The organism is Streptomyces venezuelae (assembly GCF_008642295.1).
GTDB classification, from domain to species: Bacteria; Actinomycetota; Actinomycetes; order Streptomycetales; family Streptomycetaceae; genus Streptomyces; species Streptomyces venezuelae_C.
This window is the reverse complement of sequence record NZ_CP029190.1, coordinates 1,746,970-1,768,171: the sequence shown is the minus strand read 5'-3', so window position 1 is coordinate 1,768,171 and position 21,202 is coordinate 1,746,970. Positions and strand designations below refer to the sequence as shown.

Sequence of the window (21,202 nt, the reverse complement as noted above, 5' to 3'; positions counted from 1 at the left end):
GGACGAGGACGGGCCTGCCGGTCAGCGGTCGACCGGGAGGCCCGTCGGTTCCTTGATGCGCTTCATGATGATCTGGGAATTCACCTCGGTGACCCCCGAGAGCGCGGTGAGCTGCTCGATCCAGAGGCGTTCGTAGGCGCGGAGGTCCGCCACCGCGATGCGCAGGAGGCAGCCGGGGCTGCCGAAGAGGCGGTACGCCTCGATCACGTCGGGGATGTCCTGGAGCGCGGCCTCGAAGGCCTCCACCGCCTCCCGGTCCCGCCTGACCTCCACCGACACCAGCACCTCGAAGCCGCGGCCGACCGCCTCCGGGTCGATGACCGCCCGGTACCCCTGGATCACCCCGTCCTGTTCCAGTTGCCGCACCCGTCGCATGCAGGGCGACGGGGTGAGGCCCACCCGCTGGGCGAGCTCCTGATTGCTCAGCCGGCCGTCCCGTTGTAGCTCACGCAAGATTTCTCGGTCGATCGCATCCATGGAGCAATGATCCACCACTGTTTGTGAACTGCTGGCCGGAATTCGCAATCCGATTGCGCGTGGGAGTTCCTATCATTGCGGGATACGTATGCGTGTGCGAGTCGAAGGGTGGGCAGGGTCGTGGGACGGATCGTCGTCATCAGCACCGGCGGGACGATAGCGAGCCGCTGGCAGGGTTCCGGATTCGCCGCCGATGCGGACGGGCGCGAGGTCATGGCCACCGCGCCGGTCCCGGAGGGCGTGACCGTCGAGGTCGTCGACCTGTTCAGCGTGAACAGCCCCCGCCTGACCACGGCCCACCAGCTGACCCTGCTGCGTACCGTCCACGAGGTGCTGGCCGACCCGGACGTCGCGGGCGTGGTGGTCACGCACGGCACGGACACCCTGGAGGAATCCGCCTTCCTCGTCGACCTGCACCACCACGACGAGCGGACCGTGGTGTTCACCGGCGCGCAGCTGCCGATGGGCATCGAGGACGGGGACGGCCCCGGCAACCTCTACGACGCACTGCTGGTCGCCGCCCGCACCCGCGGCCTCGGGGTCCTGGTGTCCTTCGCCGGGCGGGTGCACGGTGCGCGCGGCACCATCAAGACGCAGACCCTGGCCGCCGACGCCTTCGCCGACCCCTCGGGGGAGTGGCTCGGGAAGATCGGCTTCGGGAAGGTGACGGTGCTGCGGGAGCCGCAGCGGCCGAAGCCGCTGCCGCTGCCCGCCATGCCGGACGCGCAGCCGCGGGTCGACATGGTCATGCACCACGCGGACGGCGACCCGGTGCTGCTGAACGCGGCGGTCGAGGCGGGCGCGCGGGGCGTGGTGCTGGTCGCCACCGGCGCGGGCAACGCCACGCCGGAGATCGTGGCGGCGGTCGAGGCGGCGGTGGCCCGTGGCGTGCTGGTCGCGCTGACCACGCGGGTGCAGGCCGGGCCGGTGACCGAGATCTACACGCACGGCGGAGCCGTCGACCTGGTCGCGGCGGGCGCGGTCCCGACCGGCACCCTGCGCGCCGGGCAGGCCCGGATCGCCGTCCTGGCGGCCCTGCTGGCGTCCCCGGACCGGGCCGAGCAGGCGCGGGTCCTGCGGGCTGTGCTGGAGGCCCCGGCCCCGTCGGCCGCGGTGCCGGCCGCCGTCTAGGACACCCCCGGGGCGGCCCTTGGGACCGCCCCCCGGGGCATCCTTGGGGCGCCCCCGTGGTTATCCACAGGCCCGGTGGGGCGTCGGCCCAACCGCCTACGATTCGAGCATCGTTCGGAGCTCATCGGGGGGCGGGTATGGAACCGGGGATGATCGGGATGCGGCTGGCGTCGGCGGCCGTCGCTCCGCTGTTGCGGAAGCTGTTCGTCACGGAGGGGCGCGGAGCCGGGGTCGTCGACAAACCGATCCGGATCTCCGGCTATGTCTCCCTCACGGGGGAGAAGCGCTCCCTCACCGCGGCCGACGTCCGCGAGCTCGCCGCCAAACTGGTGAGACAGGCCCTCCGGACCGGCGAACGCCCCATTCCGGCGGACGAGGAACAGGCGGTCGCCGACGCCCTGGCGACGACCCTGCACGCCCTCGGCGACCTCACCATCACCGATCTCGACGCGGTCCGCCTCGGCCACCGGGCGTTCGCCCGGGAACTGCGCCGTGCGGGCGGCGGGCCCGAGCGTGAACTGAGCGCGGACGCCACCTACTTCTACGAGCGCCTGCTCGACGCCGCCTGTCTGCACATCCTGCACTTCTTCACCCAGCGGTCCACGTTCGTGGCGCACACACTGGTCGAGCAGACGCGGGCGGTCGGCGATCTCACCGCCAAGGTCGACGAGCTGATCCGCCGGAATCCGCTGCCGGGCGGCGAGGACGCCGCGTTCGAGCAGGGGTACCTGCGGTACGTGGCGAAGAAGCACGGCAGGCTCACGATCTACGGCATCGACCTCAACCGGTCGCCGGCCCGGTGGCCGCTGGACGTCGCCTACCTGAGCCTGGAGGTGACGTCGCCGATCGCGGTGACACCGTTCACGTCGCCATGGCACCAGGAGCTGGCGCTGCCGCGGGAACTGTTCCCGGCGGAGGGAATCGACGCCGCGATGCAGTCGACGGCCTCGTCCTGGGAGGCAACGCTCACGGGCAGGGGGCTGGAGGTGCGGCACGTCGCTTCCGGTCCGCGCCTTGCGGACCAGGCGCTTGCCGACAGCCCCCGGGTCCTGCTCCGTGGGGAGGCCGGCTCGGGCAAGACGACGCTGGTCCAGTGGCTCGCGGTCACAGCCGCCGGACAGGAGTTTTCGCCCCGGACGGCCTACCTGCACGACCGCATCCCCTTCGTCCTGCCGCTGCGCAGACTCACCCGGCAGGGCGGGCGCCTCCCGATGCCGAAGGGCTTCCTGGAGGCGGTCGGCTGCAACCTGGCCGGGACCCAGCCGCCGGGCTGGGAGCACCGCGTGCTCGCGGCCGGGCGGGGCCTGGTGCTGGTCGACGGCATCGACGAGGTGCCCGAGCGGGAGCGCGAGCGGACCCGGGCATGGCTGAGCGAGCTGATGGACCAGTACGCCGGGGACAACCGCTGGCTGGTCACCTCCCGCCCGTCCGCCGTGGGGGAGGAATGGCTGGCGGAGGAGGATTTCAGCGAGCTCACCCTGTCCGCGATGGGCCCCGCCGAGGTGGCCACGTTCATCCGGCGCTGGCATGCCGCGGCCCGGCCGGACGCCGAGGACCCCGCCGAGCTCGACGCGTACGAACGGGGCCTGATCACCGCCGTGCGCACCAAACCCGACCTGGGCCGGCTGGCCACCAACCCGTTGATGTGCGGGCTGGTCTGCGCTCTGCACCGGGAGCGTCGCGGCTACCTGCCGCACGGCCGCAAGGAGCTCTACGAGGCCGCGCTCTCGATGCTGCTCAGCCGCCGCGACCGGGAGCGCGACATCGAGGTTCCGGACCTGGGCGAGGACGCCCAGCTGGACCTGCTCCAGCGGCTGGCGTACTGGCTGATCAAGAACGGCCGTACCGAGATGGCCCGTCCGAGGGCCGACGACATCATCGGGCGGGCGCTGCCCGCCGTTCCCGAGCTGGCCGCTCTGGGGGACGCCGGGGCCGTCTTCGAGCGCTTCCTGCTGCGGAGCGGGCTGCTCCGGGAACCCGCCCCGGACGCGGTCGAGTTCGTCCACAAGACCTTCCAGGACTTCCTCGGGGCCCGAGCGGCCGTGGAAGAGGGCGACTTCGGCCTGCTGATCAGCCGCGCCGGGGACGACCAATGGGAGGACGTCATCCGTATGGCGGTCGCCCTGGCCAAGCCGCGGGAGCGCGCGGAGATCCTCCGGGGCCTGCTCGCGGAGGGAGACCGGGCCTCCGATCAGCGGACCCGGTCCCGTGTCTATCTGCTGGCCGCTGCCTGCCTGGAACAGGCCACCGTCCTCGACCCCGGTGTGCGTGACCTGGTGGAGCAGCGAACGGCCGGGCTCATTCCGCCGGGAAGCGCGGAGGAGGCACGCGCGCTGGCGGAGGTCGGCCCCCTGATCCTGGGGCTGCTACCCGGCCCGGAGGGCCTCGACAACACATCGGCCTGGCATGTGGTCGTCGCGGCTTCGAATGTCGTCTCCGGCGCCGCGATTCCCTTCCTCGCCCAATTCGCCGAGCACCCCGACCTCGCCGTGCGTTCGCAGCTCATGTGGGCGTGGTCGCGTTTCGACAGCACCGAGTACGCCGATGAGGTGATCGCCCGCCTGAAGCCGGACGATCTCATGTACACCGTGCAGTCCGATGAGCAGCTGGATCAGCTGAACCGGCTCCGGCTGCGGCCCGGCCTCCTGGACTTCAGGGCCGGTGTGTCGATCGAAGCGCTGCGGACGTACCTCTCCACCCACAGCATCAGCACACTGACACTGTCCCACGATGCCGTGCACGACCTGGAATTCCTGGCAGGGCAGGATGAGCTGCACTCTCTGGTCATTCGCGACTGCCCGGCCCTGGTGAGCCTTGCGGGGATCGGCCGGATGCCGCTCCGCATGCTGGAGATCGGAGTGGCGAGCCCGCAGCTCGACCTGAGTCCGGTTTCCGGGCTGGGGCAGCTGGAATCCCTGGCCTTCTACAGTCCATCCGATATGGCGTGGGACTTCGGAATGCTCCCGGCCGGAGACACGCTCCACACGCTCCGACTGCGGGGCGGCCTGAAACCCGTGCACGGGCTCACCGGTCTGGCTGCCTATCCCCAGCTCAGGAGGCTTGCCCTGAGCCCCGAATTGAGTCCGGGGTCGGCCGAGGACTGGCGCGAGTTGGGCAGCCTGCCCCGGCTGACGAACCTCTTGCTGGATCCTTCGTCGTTCGAGGAGCTCCCGGAGCAGACCGTCTTGGCAGGGGTCACCGACCTGGTTCTCGTCGACGGTGGAAATGACGTGCTGCAAGCCGCAATTCACCGGCTGCCCGGGGCCTTTCCGCAGCTGGGGGTCCTGGACATCGTCGATCACTCGGTCACGGGCGGCCATCTGGACCTCGCCCCGCTGGCCGGGCTCGCCTTCCTGGGCGACGTCTTTGTCCCGCTGGGCCGTGATGGCGTCCGGGGGGCTCACGCCTTGCGTCCCGTGGTGAAGGTGCACCCGTCATGACCCGCCCCGGGACATGGGACAGGGACAGCGGCCGGGGCGGGGGCCGCAGGCTCTCAGGCCTCCGCCGCCCCCGCCGCCTCTCCGAACGTTGCCAGGATGCGGTCCGCCGCCGAGGTGGCGGTCAGCCGGCCGTCGCGGACCGCCGCTTCGAGCTCCGGGGCCACGCCCCGGACCCCAGGGTGCGAGCGGAGCCGCTCCAGCAGTTCCTCCCGCACCATCGACCAGGTCCATTCCACCTGCTGGGCCGCCCGCTTGGCGGTCAGGCGGCCGGTGCCGGACAGCAGTTCGCGGTGGGCCTCCAGGCGGGACCAGACCTCGTCCAGGCCGGTCGACTCCCGGGCGCTGCACGTGAGGACCGGCGGGGTCCAGCCCGCGTCCGCCGGGTGCATCAGGCGCAGGGCGCCGGAGAGTTCGCGGGCCGCCGACCGGGCCTCGCGCTCGTGCGGGCCGTCCGCCTTGTTGACAGCCAGGACGTCCGCCAGCTCCAGGACGCCCTTCTTGATGCCCTGCAGCTGGTCGCCCGTACGGGCCAGGGAGAGCAGGAGGAAGGAGTCGACCATGCCGGCGACCGTCGTTTCGGACTGGCCGACGCCGACCGTTTCCACCAGGATCACGTCGTAGCCCGCCGCCTCCATCACGATCATGGATTCGCGGGTGGCCTTCGCGACCCCGCCCAGGGTGCCCGCCGAGGGCGAGGGCCGGACGAATGCCGCAGGGTCCACGGCCAGGCGTTCCATCCGCGTCTTGTCGCCGAGGATGGAGCCGCCGGTACGCGTGGAGGACGGGTCCACGGCGAGGACGGCGACCCGGTGGCCGAGCGCCGTCAGCATCGTGCCGAACGCGTCGATGAAGGTGGACTTGCCCACGCCCGGGACGCCGCTGATCCCGATCCGGCGCGCCGCGCCGGAATGCGGGAGGAGCTGCGTCAACAGGCGTTGGGCCAGCGCCCGGTGGTCCGGGCGGGTGGACTCGACGAGGGTGATGGCGCGGGCCACCAGCGCCCGCTTCCCGTCGAGTACACCCTTCGCGTACGCGTCGATGTCGATTCTCGGGGGCATTCCCTCGGCCTAGAGGTCGTGACCGAGGTCCCCGGCCAGCCGGGTCACCAGGTCGTGCGCCGCGTCCGGGATGATCGTGCCCGGCGGGAAGACCGCCGTCGCACCCATCTCCAGCAGGGTGGGGATGTCCGCCGGCGGGATCACCCCGCCCACCACGATCATGATGTCCTCGCGGCCCTCCTCCGCCAGCTGCTCGCGCAGCGCCGGGACCAGGGTCAGGTGGCCGGCCGCCAGCGAGGAGACGCCCACCACGTGGACGTCCGCCTCGACGGCCTGGCGGGCCACCTCCGCCGGGGTCTGGAACAGCGGGCCGACGTCCACGTCGAAGCCGAGGTCGGCGAAGGCGGTCGCGATCACCTTCTGGCCGCGGTCGTGCCCGTCCTGGCCCATCTTGGCGACCAGGATGCGGGGACGCCGACCCTCGGCCTCCTCGAACCGGTCCACCAGGGTGCGGGTGCGCTCCACCGACGGGGACTCCCCTGCTTCGTTGCGGTACACACCGGAAATCGTACGGATCTGGCTCGCGTGCCGCCCGTACACCTTCTCCAGAGCGTCCGAGATCTCGCCCACCGTCGCCTTCGCCCGCGCCGCGTCCACGGCCAGGGCGAGCAGGTTGCCGTCGCCGCGGTCCGCCGCGTTCGTCAGCGCCCGCAGGGCGTCCTGGGTGACCGCCTCCTCGCGCTCCTCCCGGAGCCGCCGCAGCTTGGCGATCTGCTGAGAGCGCACCGAGGAGTTGTCGACCTTGAGGACCTCGATCTGCTCGTCCGAGTCCACCCGGTACTTGTTGACCCCGATCACCGGCTGCCGGCCGGAGTCGATGCGCGCCTGGGTGCGGGCCGCGGCCTCCTCCACCCGGAGCTTGGGGATACCCGCGTCGATGGCCTGCGCCATACCGCCGGCCGCCTCGACCTCCTCGATGTGCTGCCAGGCCCGGCGGGCCAGGTCGTACGTCAGCTTCTCGACGTACGCGCTGCCGCCCCACGGGTCGATGACCCGGCAGGTGCCCGACTCCTGCTGGAGCAGCAGCTGGGTGTTGCGGGCGATCCGGGCGGAGAAGTCCGTCGGCAGGGCCAGGGCCTCGTCGAGGGCGTTGGTGTGCAGCGACTGGGTGTGGCCCTGGGTGGCGGCCATCGCCTCGATACAGGTACGGGTGACGTTGTTGAACACGTCCTGTGCGGTGAGCGACCAGCCCGAGGTCTGCGAATGGGTGCGCAGGCTCAGCGACTTGCTGTTCTTCGGGTCGAACTGCTTGACCAGCTTCGCCCACAGCAGGCGGGCCGCGCGCAGCTTGGCGACCTCCATGAAGAAGTTCATGCCGATCGCCCAGAAGAACGACAGCCGCGGCGCGAACGCGTCCACGTCCAGCCCGGCCCCCTGCCCGGCCCGCAGGTACTCCACCCCGTCCGCGAGGGTGTACGCCAGCTCCAGATCGGCCGTGGCCCCCGCCTCCTGGATGTGGTACCCGGAGATCGAGATGGAGTTGTAGCGCGGCATGTTCTGCGAGGTGAAGGCGAAGATGTCGGAGATGATCCGCATCGACGGCTTCGGCGGGTAGATGTAGGTGTTGCGGACCATGAACTCTTTGAGGATGTCGTTCTGAATGGTCCCGGCGAGCTTGTCGGGCGAGACGCCCTGCTCCTCCGCCGCCACGATGTAGAGGGCCAGGACCGGCAGCACCGCGCCGTTCATGGTCATCGAGACGGACATCTTGTCCAGCGGAATGCCGTCGAACAGCTGCCGCATGTCGTAGATCGAGTCGATCGCCACGCCCGCCATGCCGACATCGCCGGTCACCCGCGGGTGGTCGCTGTCGTAGCCCCGGTGGGTCGGCAGGTCGAAGGCGACCGACAGGCCCTTCTGGCCGGCCGCGAGGTTGCGCCGGTAGAAGGCGTTGGACTCCTCGGCGGTGGAGAAGCCCGCGTACTGCCGGATCGTCCAGGGCTGGTTGACGTACATCGTCGGGTACGGGCCGCGCAGGTACGGGGCCACGCCCGGGTAGGTGCCCAGGAAGTCCAGGCCCTCCAGGTCCCGCCCGGTGTACAGCGGCTGCACGCCGATGCCCTCGGGGGTCTCCCACAGCAGGTCCGAGGCGGCGGTGCCGGTGGACTCCTTGACGGCCGCCCGCCACTGGTCCTCGGTGGCCCCGGACGCGCCGCCCGGGCTGCCGAGCGACAGCTCGGAGAAATCGGGGATGCTCATCGGGCAACTCCCATCCGGTCGAGTACGGAGGACAGCACGGCCACCGCGTCGCAGCCGGCGAAGACGTACTCGTCCACGGCCGCCTCGGCGGTGCCGGGCCGGCCGGCGAGGAACACGGTCGTCGCACCCGCCGCCCGCAGGGCCGACGACACGGCGGCGGCCTGCTCCTCGTACAGGGCATCGCTGGAGCAGAGCACGGCCATGCCGCCGTCCGCGCCGCTCGCGGCGAAGGCCGGACCGGCCGTCTCCGGGTCCACCGACACCGGATCGTGGACGGCCTCGATACCGCCCGCCTGGAACAGGTTCGCGGCGAAGGTGGCGCGTGCGGTGTGCGCGGCGGCCGGGCCGAGCGCGGCCAGGAAGATCCGCGGCCGGGCACCGGTGGCCGCGAGGTGAGCGTCCGAGCGGGCGCGCAGCGCCTCGTACGCCTCGTCGCGGCGGACCCGGGGGAGACCGCCGGAGGCCGCGGCGGGGGCCGGCTCGCGGGCCGGCAGCTTCTCGGAGAGCAGCGGGAACTCGCTGACCCCGGTGACGGGCTCGCGGCGGGTGGCCAGCCGCTTCGAGCGGGTGGCCCAGGTGGCGGCGAGCCGCTCGGCGACCAGGCCGGAGCGCAGGGCGGCGGCCTGACCGCCGGCCTTCTCGACGGTCTGGAAGAACTCCCAGGCGGCCTGGGCGAGTTCGTCGGTGAGCTGTTCCACGTACCAGGAGCCGCCGGCCGGGTCGATCACCCGGGCCAGGTGGGACTCCTCCAGCAGCACGGTGGAGGTGTTGCGGGCGATCCGGCGGGCGAACGCGTCCGGCAGGCCCAGCTCGTGGTCGAAGGGGAGCACGGTGACCGAGTCCGCACCGCCCACCCCGGCGGCCATGCAGGCCACGGTGGTGCGCAGCATGTTCACCCACGGGTCGCGACGGGTCATCATCACCGGCGAGGTCACCGCGTGCTGCCGCTGGGCGCCGGCCTCCGGGGCCCCCGAGGCCTCGGCGATCCGGGCCCACAGCCGGCGGGCGGCGCGCAGCTTGGCGATGGTCAGGAACTGGTCGGCGGTGGCCGCGTAGCGGAACTCCAGCTGCCCGAAGGCCGCTTCGGTGGAGAGGCCGCCCTCGGTGAGGGCGCGCAGGTAGGCCACACCGGTGGCCAGGGACAGGCCCAGTTCCTCGGCGGCCGAACCGCCCGCCTCGTGGTACGGCAGCGCATCCACGGTGAAGGTGCGCAGGCCGGGCCGCCCGGCGGCGTTCTGCCGGGCCAGCTCCAGGGCCGGAGCCGGGTCGAGGGCCTCGCCGGTGCGGGCCTCGTGGCCCAGCGGGTCGGCGCCCAGGCTGCCGTGCACCGCCTCCGCGGGCACCCCGCGTTCGGCGTACAGGCGCAGCAACTCGGCCGCGGCCTCGGCATATTCCGCGCCTGCGTCCAGGGCCACCGGAGCCAGGTCGAGATAGACCCCGTCGAGCGCCCGGGCGAGACCGGAGACCGGAATTCCGCCCTGACCCACGGTGATCCAGAGCGAGGTGACCCCGTTCTCCAGATCGGCGAGGACCGCCTCGTTGAGCCGGGCCGGATCGGTGTGGACCAGCCGCTGCCGTACGTCCCAGCCGGAAGCCACATTGCCGGCCGCCCGGCCCCCGCGGACGAAAGGCGCAAAACCGGGCAGTCCGGTCTCGGGCCGGGCCTCGGCGGGAGTGGGCGCGGCAGTGGCGGCCGTGGTGGCCGCGGGGACCGCGGTGTAGAGCGGGCGGGTGCGGAGCCCGTCCTCGAGCTGGGTGGACAACGCGTCTTCCGCGGCCGTGCCGGAGGCTTCCTTGCCCGACTTGCGCAGTACGCCTTCTACCAGGCGCTGCCACTGCTCATGTGTCGCGTCAGGGAACTCGGCGGCCAGGGAGAGCCCGTCATCAGGCAGGACCGTCATGGCTCGAATGCTAGGGGGGCCGCTCAGGCGAGACCATAAGCGCCGGATGTGATCTCGCCCTCTCAGCTGAAAGAGGACGGATCGGATGGAACGGCCCTTCCGGTTGACCCCGGCAGCTCGCTGACCAGCGGTCCGATCGGATTCGGCCACGGCGGCCCCCCGGCCGGATCGATGCGCGCCGACGCACATCGGCCCCTCCGTCCACTGCGTGGCGGTGGCATTGCGGGGCCGTGAAATCCCCAGGCGGGACCGACCGGTTGGTCAGCGCTCCCCGCGGACGTTCGTGCGACCCGTCGAATTCGCAGGTCAGCGTCGGTGTGGCGGGGTGGTGCGAGGGTCCTTGCGGGCAGCCGGGCGAGCGGCGTCCGCCGCTCCGGCCCGCTCCGGGCGCCCAGGGCGCCCCTTGACCCGTTCCGGGGGCGCTGACACGCTCCGGGCCATGTCCGCGACCGAATCCCTCGCCCCGCGGCTCCACACCCCCGGCCCGGTCCTCGTACCGGGCGGGTGTCCGGGCCGCTGCTGTCCGGCCCCCGTCTGCCGCTAGCGGCTCGCGCCGCCCACTCTCCCGGGCCCGCCCACTTCCCCCGGGCCGCCCGAGGGCCCGGCCCGGCCGTGCGCCCCCGCGTCTTCGACTGCACCACCCCGCCGAGCCGTCGGCGCGGGCTCCGAACACCCCCGGTGCCCGCGCCGGCTCCGTACCGCTCTGCTCCGCGCCCGCTCCGCTCGTCGCGCTCGTGCTTCCACCGTTGCGAAATGCGCCAATTCCTCCGCTTACCCACCCCTTTCCTGACGCTTCCTGCCCCTGTCCTCCCCTTGTTTCCCCCAGGAGTGCTCCCATGACCACGGCCACCCACACCGAGCTCACCGTCACCCGGATCGGCGGCCGGATCGGCGCCGAAATCGGCGACGTACGCCTCGGCGGCGACCTCGCCCCCGAGACCGTCACCGGCATCCGCGCCGCCCTGCTCGCCCACAAGGTCGTCTTCTTCCGCGGCCAGGACCACCTCGACGAGGCCGGCCACGAGGCCTTCGCCCGTCTCCTCGGGACCCCGGTCGCCCACCCCACCGTCCCCTCCGCCGACGGCCGTTACGCCCTCGGCATCGACTCCCACCACGGCGCCCGGGCCAACCAATGGCACACCGACGTCACCTTCGTCCCGGCCTACCCGGCCTTCTCCATCCTGCGCGCCGTCACCCTCCCGCCCTACGGCGGCAACACCCTCTGGGCCAACACCGCCACCGCCTACGCCCACCTTCCCGAGCCGCTCCGGGCCCTCGCCGACAGCCTGCGCGCCGTCCACTCCAACGAGTACGACTACGCCGCCCTCAAGCCCGAGGCCCTGCCCGAGGCACTCGCCCAGTACCGCGAGGTGTTCACCTCCACCACGTTCCTGACCGAGCACCCGGTGGTCCGCGTCCACCCCGAGACCGGCGAGCGCACCCTGCTCCTCGGCAACTTCGTCCAGCGCATCCAGGGGCTCACCGGCCGCGACTCCCGCACCCTGGTGGACCTCTTCCAGAGCCACATCGAAAGGCCGGAGAACACCGTCCGCCACCAGTGGCAGCCCGGAGACGTCGCCATCTGGGACAACCGCGCCACCCAGCACTACGGCGTCGACGACTCCGACGACCACGAGCGCACCCTGCGCCGGGTCACCGTCGACGGGGACGTCCCGGTCGGCCCGGACGGCCGCCCCTCCGTGCTGCTCAGCCCCGAGACCGTGCCCGCCCCCTCCTTCGGCATCCCCTCCGGCGCCTCCGCTGCCTCTCCCTCCGCCTGACCGACCGCGCCGCCCCGGAAAGAGAACCCGTGCCCCGCATCCTCGCCCTCACCGGCAGCCCCTCCGTCCACTCCCGCACCGCGGTCGTCACCGATCACGCGCTGCGCCGCCTCGCCCACGCCGGTCTCGACACCGCCCACCTGGCGGTACGCGAGCTCCCCGCGGCCGACCTGCTCGCCGCCCGCACCGGGCAGCCCGAACTGCGGAGCGCCCTGGCGGCCGTGGCCGAAGCCGACGGCCTGGTCATCGCCACACCCGTCTACAAGGCCTCGTACACGGGGATCCTCAAGGCCTTCCTCGATCTGCTCCCACAGGACGGCCTGGCCGGCAAGACCGTCCTGCCGCTCACCACCGGCGGCAGCCTCGCCCACGTCCTCACCATCGACTACGCCCTGCGCCCGGTCCTGGCCGCACTCGGCGCTCGGCACGTCACCGCCGGCCGGTTCCTCCTCGACTCCACGATCGAGCGCGGGGCCGGACAGCCGGACCGGCTGCGCCCCGAGGCCGAACTCGACCTCTACCAGGCCGTCGACGAATTCGCGTACGCCGTGAACGCCGCCACTGCCACTGCCACCGCCGCCACCGCCGCCGTCACCACCTGACCGACCTCCGCCCGCCACGCATCCGCGACAAGGAACCACGACCATGCCCGCAGCACTCACCCCGCCCACCACCTCCCGGCGCCAGTTCCTCACCCTGCTCGGCATCTCGGCGGCAGCGGTGAGCTGCGGCACGGCCACCGCCACGGGCGGCGGCGCCGGAGGCCAGGTCAAGACCCTCAAGTACCAGGGGGCCGTGGGCCAGGTCACCCTGCCCGAGCTCGCCGCCGATCTCGGGTACTTGAAGGACCTGAAGCTCGAATGGACCGGCAACACCATCAGCGGCCCCCAGGACATCCAGTCGGCCGCCACCGGCCAGATCCACTTCGGCGGCGCGTTCAACGGCGCGATCGTCAAGCTCGCCTCCGCCAAGGCCCCCATCAAGGCGGTGATCTCCTACTACGGCAGCGACCGGCAGGCCTACAGCGGCTACTACGTCCTGGAGGACAGCCCCATCCGGTCCGCCCGGGACCTGATCGGCAAGAAGGTCGGCATGAACACCCTGGGCGCGCACGCCCAGGCCCTGCTGGAGATCTACCTCGCCCGCAACGGCCTGTCGAAGTCCGAGGCCGCCAAGGTCGAATCCCTCGTCGTGCCGCCCGTCAACACCGAACAGGCCCTCCGCCAGGGCCAGATCCAGGTCGGCGTGCTCGGCGGCGTACTGCGCGACAAGGCCCTCGCGGCCGGCGGCATCCGGCCGCTGTTCACCGACTTCGAGCTGCTGGGCGCCTTCAGCGCAGGTTCGTACGTCATGACCCAGCGCTTCCTGAAGGACAACCCGGACACCGCCCGGACCTTCGTCACAGGCGTGGCCCAGGCCATCGAGTGGTCCCGCACCACCCCGCAGGACCAGGTGATCGCCCGGATGACGGAGATCGTCACACAGCGCGGGCGGAACGAGGACACCGCGGTGCTGAAGTACTGGCGCTCCTACGGCGTCGCCGAGACCGGCGGGCGCATCGAGGACAAGGCGTTCCAGCTCTGGCTCGACTGGCTGGGCGACCGCGGCGAGGTGAAGAAGGGGCAGCTGACCGCCTCCGGCCTCTACACGAACGAGTTCAACGCACACACACCCGGAAAGGGGTGAGGAGCGGCCATGGCCCACATCGTCTTCGACGGAGTACGCAAGACCTTCGGGGAGTTCACCGCCCTCGACGGGATCGACCTGGAGATCGCCGACGGCGAGTTCACGGTGGTCGTCGGTCCGAGCGGCTGCGGCAAGTCCACCCTGCTGGACCTGCTGGGCGGGCTGGCCCGCCCCAGCGGCGGACGGATCCTCCTCAACGGCCGCCCGGTCACCGGGCCGGGCCTGGACCGCGGCATCGTCTTCCAGCAGTACGCACTGCTGCCCTGGCGCACGGCGCAGGGCAACGTCGAGTTCGGGCTGGAGGCCACCGGCGTGCCGCGGCGGCAGCGCGCGGCCCGCGCCCGGGAGTTCCTCGACCTGGTCGGCCTGACCGGGTTCGAGGGGCGGCACCCGCACGAGCTGTCCGGCGGCATGCGCCAGCGGGTCGCGATCGCCCGCTCGCTCGCGTACGACCCGGACGTGCTGCTGATGGACGAGCCGTTCGCGGCGCTGGACGCCCAGACCAGGGAATCGCTCCAGGACGAGCTGCGGCGGATCTGGCAGAGCACCGGCAAGACGATCGTCTTCATCACCCACGGCATCGAGGAGGCCGTCTACCTCGGGCAGCGGGTGGCGGTGATGACCTCACGCCCGGGCCGCATCAAGGAGGTGGTCCCGGTGTCGTTCGGCGACCGGTCCGCACTGCTGGGCGAGGACCTGCGTTCCAGCCCGGAATTCGCCCGCTACCGCCATGAGGTCTGGACGCTCCTCCACGACGAGGTGGCCCGGGCCCGGCAACAGGAGAAGGAGGCCGTCGCATGACCACCGGAACCGACCTCACCGCCCTCGCCGCGGCCGGCATCGCACCGGAGCACCGGCAGACCCCGGCGGCCCCGGCAGACGCCACGGCCGCGCCCACGCCCAGCGCCGCGCCCACGCCCAAGGCCGTTCCGGCGACCGTACGGACGCGACCCGCACCCGGCCGCGTCGCCGCCCGGGCCGCCGGGCGCGTCCTGCGGGCCGTCGCCGTGCGGTCCGCCGCCATCCTGGCCCTGCTCACCCTGTGGGAGATCGCCCCGCGCACCGGCCTCGCCGATCCCACCTTCCTCCCGCCGGTCAGCGAGGTGGCGGTCGCCTGGTGGGACCTGCTGCTCGACGGACAGCTCGCCGAGCACGTCCGTGCCAGTCTGATCCGCTCCCTCGGCGGCTTCGGCATCGCCGTCGCCCTCGCCGTCCCGCTCGGCCTGCTGATCGGCTGGTACCGCCCGGTCGCCGATCTGCTCGGCCCGCTGCTGGAGGTGTTCCGCAACACCGCTGCCCTCGCCCTGCTGCCGGTCTTCGTCCTGCTCCTCGGTATCGGCGAGACCTCGAAGGTGTCGATCGTCGTCTATGCCTGCGTCTGGCCCGTCCTGCTGAACACCATCAGCGCGGTCCGCAACGCCGACCCCACCCTGGTCCGCCTCGCCCGCTCGATGGACCTGTCCACGCCCCGGCTGTTCCAGAAGGTGATCCTGCCGTCCTCGGTGCCGGCCGTCTTCACCGGCGTCCGGCTGGCCGGAGCGGTCTCCATCCTCGTGCTGGTGGCTGCCGAGATGATCGGCGCCAAAGCAGGCCTCGGCTATCTGATCAACGCCTCGCAGTTCAACTTCGCCATCCCGCAGATGTACGCCGGAATCATCACCATCTCCGCCATCGGCGTCGGCTTCAACCAGCTGCTCGTCACCATCGAACGCCGCCTGAGCCTCTGGCGCGTCCCCGCTTTCGCCTAGGGAACCGGAACCGACATGACCACCCAGAACCAGCAGAGCCAGCAGAACCAGCAGACGACGCCCCGCACCCTGCACCTCAATGCGTTCCTGATGAACGCCGGCCACCACGACGCCGCCTGGCGCCACCCGGACAGCAGCCCCGAGCGGGTCACCGACCTCGCCTACTTTCAGGAACTGGCCCGGATCGCCGAGCGCGGCACGCTCGACTCCATCTTCTTCGCCGACGGCCTCGCCCTCTGGGGCAAGGCCCGCCACAACGCCCTCGGCGGATTCGAGCCGCTCACCCTGCTCGCCGCGATCGCCGCCGTCACCGAGCACGTCGGCCTGATCGCCACCGCCTCCACCACCTTCAACGAGCCCTACCACCTCGCCCGGAAGTTCGCCTCCCTCGACCACCTCAGCGGCGGCCGGGCCGGCTGGAACATCGTCACCTCCGGCACCGTCGACGAGGCCCGCAACTTCAACCGCGAGGAGCACCTGGAGCACCGGATCCGCTACGAGCGGGCCCATGAGTTCCTGGACGTCGCCACCAAGCTCTGGGACAGCTGGGAGGACGACGCCATCGTCCTCGACAAGGAACGCGGCATCTACGCCGACACCGGCCGGCTGCACCCGGCCGCACACCGCGGCGAGCACTTCGCGGTGGCCGGCCCGCTCAACGTTCCCCGCTCCCCGCAGGGCCACCCTCTGCTCGTCCAGGCCGGATCCTCCGAGGACGGCAAGGAGTTCGCCGCCCGCCACGCGGAGGCCGTCTTCACCGCCCAGCAGACCCTCACCGACGCCCAGACCTTCTACAAGGACCTCAAATCCCGGCTGCCCCGGTACGGGCGCACCGAACGGGATCTGCTGGTGCTCCCCGGCATCGCCCCCGTCCTCGGTTCCACCGAGGCCGAGGCGAAGGCCCTGGAACGGCAGCTCACCGACCTCCAGGTGCCGGAATACGGCCTCGCCCAGCTCTCCGGCATGCTCGGCACCGACCTGACCGGCCTGCCACTGGACGGCCCGCTGCCCGATCTCCCGGAAGAGCGGGACATCAATGGCAACAAGAGCCGGTTCACGCTGGTCGCCGAGCTGGCCCGGCGGGACGGGCTCACCCTGCGCGAGCTGATCGCGCGGCTCGGGGCCGGCCGTGGCCACCGGGTGGTCGCGGGCACCCCTGAGCAGATCGCTGACCAGCTCGAGGAGTGGTTCACCCGGGGCGCCGCCGACGGCTTCAACATCATGGCGCCGGTCCTGCCCACCGGGCTCGCCGACTTCGTCGACCAGGTGGTGCCGATCCTCCGGCGGCGCGGACTGTTCCGCACCGAGTACACCGGCCGCACCCTGCGCGAGCACTACGGTCTCCCGCGGCCGGCCAACCGCCACGCGCGGGCGGCGGTGTGACCGGCCGGGGCGGCCGGGGCCCGGGGGTCGGGGCTCACACGGTGAGGACGATCTTCCCGCGGGTGCGGCCGGAGGCGCTGAGCTCCCAGGCCTTGGCAGCTTCCTCGAGCGGCAGCGCGTGCGCGACGCTGACGGTCAGCTTTCCGGCATCGGCGAGTTCGGCCAGGAAGGTCAGCCCGGCGGTGTCGGGCCGCACCCACAGCTGGTGGGCGCCCTTGGCGGCGGCCTGGTAATCGGCGATGGAGACCACCCGGTCCCGCTGCCGGACCAGCGACTGGAGGATCTCCACACCGTCCCCGAAGAAGTCGAGGCCTGCATCGATGCCCTCGGGGGCCAGCTCGCGGATCCGGTCCGCGAGCCCCTCGCCGTACAGCACCGGCTCGGCGCCGAGCGAGCGCAGGTAGTCGTGGTTGTGGGCACCGGCCGTGCCGATCACACGCAGCCCGAGGGCGACGGCGATCTGCACGCCCAGGGAGCCGGTCCCGCCGGCCGCCGAGTGGATCACCACGGTCTCGCCGGCCGTCAGCCCCGCCCGGGTGAGCGACTGGTACGCGGTGAGGCCGGCCAGGGGTATGCCCGCCGCCTGTTCGAAGCTCAGCGAGCGCGGCTTGCGGGCGAGGGTGCGGACGGGGGCGGCGACCAGCTCGGCGTAGGTGCCGAGCTCCACCCACTCCTTGCGGACGTAGCCGAACACCTCGTCGCCGACGGCGTAGTCGAAGGTGTCCTCGCCGACCGCCTCGACGACACCGGCCACGTCCCAGCCCGGGATCACGGGGTAGCGGACTTCCAGGATGGGGTCGAGGTAGCCGGAGGCCAGCTTCCAGTCCACCGGGTTGACCCCGGCGGCCTTCACCCGGATCAGTACCTCGTCGGGTCCGACCTTGGGCCGTGCGGCATCAACGAGCTGGAGGGAAGCGGGAGTTCCGTATGCGTCGTACGTGATTGCCTTCATGATCACGGACAACAGGACGCCCGCCGCGGCTATTCCGGGGCAGCCCGTCATGCCCGTCATTGCCCGTCATCGCGCGTCATCGCGCGTCATTGGCCGGGATCAGGCGGGCAGGGTGTTGCGGTGCGAGCGCCGGCGGGCCGCGCTGAGCAGGGCCTGGATCTGGGCGCCGGACTGTTCGACGTCGTCCAGCGGCGACGGGAAGGGCAGCCTGAGGTCGCGGTGGCCGTGCCGGGTCTCCAGGCGCAAGGTGATCCCGTACCGGTCCATGGCGAGCGGCAGCGCGCGCAGGACGGAGCCGGCCGGCTGCTGCGGGATCAGCCGGAGCAGCAGGGTGACCAGTTCGGGGTGGTCGTCGAGGAGGTGGGTGAGCATGCCCGCCTCGTACGGGGCGAGCGGGTCGGGGTAGGCCTCGTCCAGCTCGTCGAGGCCGATGTACGAGCGGCCCTCGGCGGTCTCCAGGACGGCCTGGGCGTACTCGACGCAGGTGCTCTCCGACAGGTCCGGGGCGCCGCCCTCGGCCGGGAACGGGGTGAGCAGGTGGCCCAGGATGGTGACCCGGGCGCGTACCCGGTCGCGGACCGGCGCGGGGGAGACGTCGGTGAACTCCAGCCGGATCGCGGGGCGGTCGTCCCGGGCCAGGGCGTGGGCCGGGGCGGGGTGGAGATGGAACCGGCCGAGCACATCGGAGCCGTCCATCTGGCGGACCTCGGTCCGCAGTCCGTCGGTGACCACGGTCATGGAGTGGGCGGCGGCGAGGATGGACCGGACCCGCTCGGCGTCGGTGGGCCGTGCGGGGGCGGCGGTGCTGGTCGCCGGGGTGCCTGGGGCGCCGGACATGCGCATGCGGATCTCTCCATCATCCCGAGGAGGCATGGTTAGGTATGCCTAACCTAACCTATCCTCGTCCGGGTGGGTAGCAGCCCCGCTGAGCACCGTGCGGGCCAGCGCGCCGAGGGCGTGGACGATCCGCTCCGGGCCGAGCCCCAGCGTGTGCCGCTGGTGCTGGTAGGCCTCCGGGGCCAGCGGGCTGAGGGCGATGTCCGCGCAGGCGTCCGGATCCGCCACCCCGGCCTCCGCCAGCAGGGCGCGGACGTGCCCGCGCCAGTGCCGGTACCCGTCGGTGCCGAACCGGGCCGGCCCCGCCCCGGCCCCCAGCGCCAGCGGGAGGTGACGTTCCAGCAGCTCCACGGCCGCCGCATAGAAGGCGGCGAGCCGCTCGGCGGCCGGCGCCCCCGGCCCCAGCGGCGGCGGACCGTACGCCAGCCGCCCCTGGAGGAGTCGCTCGTGCTCGTCGAGGAGCGCGGCGGCGACCGACCGCGGATCGGGGAACCGGCGGTACAGGGTGGCCCGCCCCACCCCGGCCGCCTTGGCTATCTGGTCCATCGTGACCGTTCGCGGATCCTGCTCGGCGAACAGCTGGTCGGCTGCGGCCAGGATCTGCTCGTGATTGCGTACCGCGTCGATCCGCCGGGGCCGAGGGAGGGGCAGTGGACGAAACTCATCGCGACTGCTCATGGCCGCGACCCTACGTCGTTCGTGTCGGTGTTGGGCTGAACGGGTGAAACGCGAGAGGATGGCGGGATGCACATGAAGCGTGGGGCCGAGGTGGGCCGGTGAGCAGGTACGACGTCACCGACGAACAGTGGGAGGGGCTCGCACAGGTTGTGCCCCTGCGCAGTCGCAACGAGTGGCCGTCGAGGGTGGACCACCGCACCATCCCCACGGCCCATCAGACGGCCGCGGCCGAGCAACGGCGGTTCGTCGTGCTCAGGGTCCAGATCTTCGCGGATGCCCGCGAGGTCGCCGAGTACCTGGTCGCGCAGATCCCGGTGCTGCTGGACCTGACCGGGGCCGACAGCGAGGTGGCCAAGCGGATCCTGGACTTCAGCAGCGGCGTGGTCTTCGGGCTGGGCAGCGGGATGCACCGGGTCGACCGCAATGTCTTCCTGCTGGCCCCGGTCGGCACCGAAGTGGAGGGCATCGCGGCGGCGGCCGTCCCTCGATCGTAGGAAGGTCCGGAGGGCGGAACGGTTCGGCGGCGGCCCACTCCTGCGGGCCGGCCGTACCGTCCGCCGCATGGACGCCACCACCGCCACCTCCGGCCCTGCCGGCCCCGTCACCACCGGTCCCGCCGGTTCCGTCACCACCGGCCCCGCCGCCGCGCGCGCCCGGGTCCCGGACCCCCGCACCTACGCCTGGCCCACCGGCCCCGGCTCCGGCTCCTCTGCGTCTGCTCCGGGCGGCCCGGCCGCGGAAGGGCCGGTGGCGGGCGGGCCGCAGTTACGGGCCGGGGTGAGCGAGTTGAGGCTGTCCGCCTTCGGGAGGCACCGGGGGATGGGGGTCGCCCTCGGGCCGGTCACTCTGCTGGCCGGGCCCAGCGGCAGCGGCAAGTCCCAGGTGCTGGCCGCGTACGCAGCCCTGGCCGGGCTCGGCGGCGGGGCCGGGCTGGCCGAGGTGTTTCCCGAGCCGGCCGCCTGCGTGCCCGACGGGTCCCTGCCGGACGCCGCCGGAAGGCGCGGCTTCCGTATCGGCTGTACGGTCGACGGCCCGGTCGGGCCGGTCCGCCTGGACCTCGCCGTACAGGCCCAACCGGGCCTGCGGATCGCCGGCGAACGGCTCAGCGCGGGCGGCCGGACCCTGCTCGCCACCGGCCTGCGCGATCCCGCCCGGCGGGCGGTCGAGGCCGTCTGGCTGAGCGGGGACGCCGGCGGGGTCACCCGTGCCCCGCTGCCCGACGACCGGCTCGGCACCGCACTGCTGGCCCTGCGGGTGGCCGGGCGCACCGAGGCCGAGCGCCGGGTGCTGGCGGCTGCCGAACAAGTGGTGGTCGCCCTGCGCTCGGTGTACGCCTGCGATCCGCGCCCGGACCGGATGCGGGCCCCCGCCGCACCCGGCGGCGGCCGGCTGGCCGGGGACTGCGGCAACCTCGCCGACGTACTGCACCGGACCCGCCGCGAGTGCGGCACCCGGCACGCCCTCCTGGTGCACGCGGCCCGGGCCGGCTGCGCCGGTCCCGTGCAGGACCTGGCCGCCCGGGTGCTGGCGGACGGCCGGGTGGCCGCCGAACTGGTCCGCGGTACCGGCCCGGCCACCGCCCTCGGCCGGCTCGGCGACGGGGAGCTCCGCTTCCTCGCGCTCGCCCTGGTGCTGCTGACCGGCCCCGGGGTGCTCGCGGTGGAGCCGGCCGCCGAGCTGCCCTCGGCCCGGCAGACGCTGACCGTGCTCGCCGACGGCTTCGACCGCGCCCTGGACGCCCGGCAGCGGGCCGAGCTGGTGCGGCTGGCCCGGCTCTCCGGCGGGCGGGGGCATCTGAGGCTGGTGGCCGCGGTGGGCGAGGAGGCGGTGGGCGCGCGCGGGCTGCCGGAGGTGTCGGTGGTAGACCTGGTGCCGTGAGCGGAGACGTGGGACGGGATGCGGGTGCGGACGTGGGACCGGGTGCGGACGTG

The 21,202-nt window shown here is 72.6% G+C and carries 17 protein-coding genes; 10 read left to right on the top strand and 7 right to left on the bottom strand.

Annotated features, from left to right (window positions below):
- Positions 1–21 precede the first annotated feature (21 nt).
- Positions 22–477 carry an Lrp/AsnC family transcriptional regulator gene (locus tag DEJ50_RS07640; protein ID WP_150206824.1) on the bottom strand — a complete coding sequence of 152 codons (456 nt, stop codon included), beginning with the start codon at positions 475–477 and terminating at the stop codon, positions 22–24.
- Between the two features lie 120 nt (positions 478–597).
- Between DEJ50_RS07640 and DEJ50_RS07635 the strand changes: the two genes are divergently transcribed.
- Together DEJ50_RS07635 and DEJ50_RS07630 are read left to right on the top strand one after the other, a co-directional pair.
- Positions 598–1,608: an asparaginase gene (locus DEJ50_RS07635; RefSeq protein WP_150206823.1), complete on the top strand. Its 1,011-nt coding sequence runs from the start codon at positions 598–600 to the stop codon at positions 1,606–1,608.
- A gap of 137 nt (positions 1,609–1,745) precedes the next feature.
- Entirely contained in the window at positions 1,746–5,048 is a 3,303-nt protein-coding gene (locus tag DEJ50_RS07630; protein ID WP_150206822.1) for an NACHT domain-containing protein, read from the top strand.
- A 53-nt stretch (positions 5,049–5,101) separates the two neighbouring features.
- Here DEJ50_RS07630 and meaB read toward each other — a convergent pair whose 3' ends face one another.
- From meaB to DEJ50_RS07615, 3 genes are read right to left on the bottom strand one after another with little or no spacing between them, the layout of a single operon-like run.
- Positions 5,102–6,106, bottom strand: coding sequence for a methylmalonyl Co-A mutase-associated GTPase MeaB (meaB, locus tag DEJ50_RS07625; protein ID WP_150206821.1), 1,005 nt, complete (start codon positions 6,104–6,106; stop codon positions 5,102–5,104).
- Between the two features lie 9 nt (positions 6,107–6,115).
- Positions 6,116–8,305, bottom strand: a complete 2,190-nt coding sequence (scpA, locus tag DEJ50_RS07620) for a methylmalonyl-CoA mutase (protein ID WP_150206820.1) — start codon at positions 8,303–8,305, stop codon at positions 6,116–6,118.
- Positions 8,302–10,206, bottom strand: coding sequence for a methylmalonyl-CoA mutase family protein (locus DEJ50_RS07615; protein WP_150206819.1), 1,905 nt, complete (start codon positions 10,204–10,206; stop codon positions 8,302–8,304). Before DEJ50_RS07615 ends, scpA begins: the two co-directional genes overlap by 4 nt.
- An 836-nt stretch (positions 10,207–11,042) precedes the next feature.
- Here DEJ50_RS07615 and DEJ50_RS07610 point away from each other — a divergent pair.
- Genes DEJ50_RS07610 through DEJ50_RS07585 form a run of 6 tightly spaced genes read left to right on the top strand, consistent with a single transcriptional unit; the run spans position 11,043 to position 16,804 of the window.
- Positions 11,043–11,987, top strand: a complete 945-nt coding sequence (locus tag DEJ50_RS07610) for a TauD/TfdA dioxygenase family protein (protein ID WP_150206818.1) — start codon at positions 11,043–11,045, stop codon at positions 11,985–11,987.
- Positions 11,988–12,016: 29 nt separating this feature from the next.
- Positions 12,017–12,589, top strand: a complete 573-nt coding sequence (ssuE, locus tag DEJ50_RS07605; RefSeq protein ID WP_150206817.1) for an NADPH-dependent FMN reductase — start codon at positions 12,017–12,019, stop codon at positions 12,587–12,589.
- A gap of 43 nt (positions 12,590–12,632) precedes the next feature.
- Positions 12,633–13,673, top strand: coding sequence for an ABC transporter substrate-binding protein (locus DEJ50_RS07600; RefSeq protein ID WP_150206816.1), 1,041 nt, complete (start codon positions 12,633–12,635; stop codon positions 13,671–13,673).
- A 9-nt stretch (positions 13,674–13,682) separates the two neighbouring features.
- Complete coding sequence (locus tag DEJ50_RS07595; RefSeq protein ID WP_150206815.1) at positions 13,683–14,474, top strand: ABC transporter ATP-binding protein; 792 nt, start codon at positions 13,683–13,685, stop codon at positions 14,472–14,474.
- Entirely contained in the window at positions 14,471–15,421 is a 951-nt protein-coding gene (locus DEJ50_RS07590) for an ABC transporter permease (protein WP_150206814.1), read from the top strand. Before DEJ50_RS07595 ends, DEJ50_RS07590 begins: the two co-directional genes overlap by 4 nt.
- A 15-nt stretch (positions 15,422–15,436) precedes the next feature.
- The gene (locus tag DEJ50_RS07585) at positions 15,437–16,804 is read left to right on the top strand and encodes an LLM class flavin-dependent oxidoreductase (RefSeq protein WP_150206813.1); all 1,368 of its coding nucleotides are present in this window, start codon (positions 15,437–15,439) and stop codon (positions 16,802–16,804) included.
- A 34-nt stretch (positions 16,805–16,838) separates the two neighbouring features.
- On the opposite strand, the gene DEJ50_RS07580 is transcribed toward DEJ50_RS07585, so the two are convergent.
- The 3 genes from DEJ50_RS07580 to DEJ50_RS07570 all read right to left on the bottom strand — a co-directional run bounded on the left by DEJ50_RS07580 (position 16,839) and on the right by DEJ50_RS07570 (position 19,271).
- Positions 16,839–17,756 (bottom strand): NADP-dependent oxidoreductase, encoded by a 918-nt coding sequence (locus DEJ50_RS07580; RefSeq protein WP_150211982.1) that lies wholly within the window; start codon positions 17,754–17,756, stop codon positions 16,839–16,841.
- Between the two features lie 99 nt (positions 17,757–17,855).
- Positions 17,856–18,599: a DUF2470 domain-containing protein gene (locus DEJ50_RS07575; RefSeq protein WP_150206812.1), complete on the bottom strand. Its 744-nt coding sequence runs from the start codon at positions 18,597–18,599 to the stop codon at positions 17,856–17,858.
- A gap of 42 nt (positions 18,600–18,641) precedes the next feature.
- A complete protein-coding gene (locus DEJ50_RS07570; protein WP_150206811.1) occupies positions 18,642–19,271 on the bottom strand; it encodes a TetR/AcrR family transcriptional regulator in 630 nt (209 codons plus the stop codon).
- A 98-nt stretch (positions 19,272–19,369) separates the two neighbouring features.
- Between DEJ50_RS07570 and DEJ50_RS07565 the strand changes: the two genes are divergently transcribed.
- Together DEJ50_RS07565 and DEJ50_RS07555 are read left to right on the top strand one after the other, a co-directional pair.
- Positions 19,370–19,765: a cell division protein SepF gene (locus DEJ50_RS07565; RefSeq protein ID WP_150206810.1), complete on the top strand. Its 396-nt coding sequence runs from the start codon at positions 19,370–19,372 to the stop codon at positions 19,763–19,765.
- 67 nt (positions 19,766–19,832) lie between these two features.
- Complete coding sequence (locus DEJ50_RS07555) at positions 19,833–21,149, top strand: ATP-binding protein (protein WP_223837656.1); 1,317 nt, start codon at positions 19,833–19,835, stop codon at positions 21,147–21,149.
- Positions 21,150–21,202: the final 53 nt, after the last annotated feature.

Bases quoted from the DNA above. Each gene is read 5' to 3' on its own strand.
- DEJ50_RS07640 (WP_150206824.1), bottom strand. From the start codon at position 477: ATGGATGCGATCGACCGAGAAATCTTGCGTGAGCTACAACGGGACGGC.
- DEJ50_RS07630 (WP_150206822.1), top strand. From the start codon at position 1,746: ATGGAACCGGGGATGATCGGGATGCGGCTGGCGTCGGCGGCCGTCGCT.
- meaB (WP_150206821.1), bottom strand. From the start codon at position 6,106: ATGCCCCCGAGAATCGACATCGACGCGTACGCGAAGGGTGTACTCGAC.
- scpA (WP_150206820.1), bottom strand. From the start codon at position 8,305: ATGAGCATCCCCGATTTCTCCGAGCTGTCGCTCGGCAGCCCGGGCGGC.
- DEJ50_RS07615 (WP_150206819.1), bottom strand. From the start codon at position 10,206: ATGACGGTCCTGCCTGATGACGGGCTCTCCCTGGCCGCCGAGTTCCCT.
- DEJ50_RS07610 (WP_150206818.1), top strand. From the start codon at position 11,043: ATGACCACGGCCACCCACACCGAGCTCACCGTCACCCGGATCGGCGGC.
- DEJ50_RS07600 (WP_150206816.1), top strand. From the start codon at position 12,633: ATGCCCGCAGCACTCACCCCGCCCACCACCTCCCGGCGCCAGTTCCTC.
- DEJ50_RS07595 (WP_150206815.1), top strand. From the start codon at position 13,683: ATGGCCCACATCGTCTTCGACGGAGTACGCAAGACCTTCGGGGAGTTC.
- DEJ50_RS07590 (WP_150206814.1), top strand. From the start codon at position 14,471: ATGACCACCGGAACCGACCTCACCGCCCTCGCCGCGGCCGGCATCGCA.
- DEJ50_RS07585 (WP_150206813.1), top strand. From the start codon at position 15,437: ATGACCACCCAGAACCAGCAGAGCCAGCAGAACCAGCAGACGACGCCC.
- DEJ50_RS07580 (WP_150211982.1), bottom strand. From the start codon at position 17,756: ATGAAGGCAATCACGTACGACGCATACGGAACTCCCGCTTCCCTCCAG.
- DEJ50_RS07575 (WP_150206812.1), bottom strand. From the start codon at position 18,599: ATGCGCATGTCCGGCGCCCCAGGCACCCCGGCGACCAGCACCGCCGCC.
- DEJ50_RS07570 (WP_150206811.1), bottom strand. From the start codon at position 19,271: ATGAGCAGTCGCGATGAGTTTCGTCCACTGCCCCTCCCTCGGCCCCGG.
- DEJ50_RS07555 (WP_223837656.1), top strand. From the start codon at position 19,833: ATGGACGCCACCACCGCCACCTCCGGCCCTGCCGGCCCCGTCACCACC.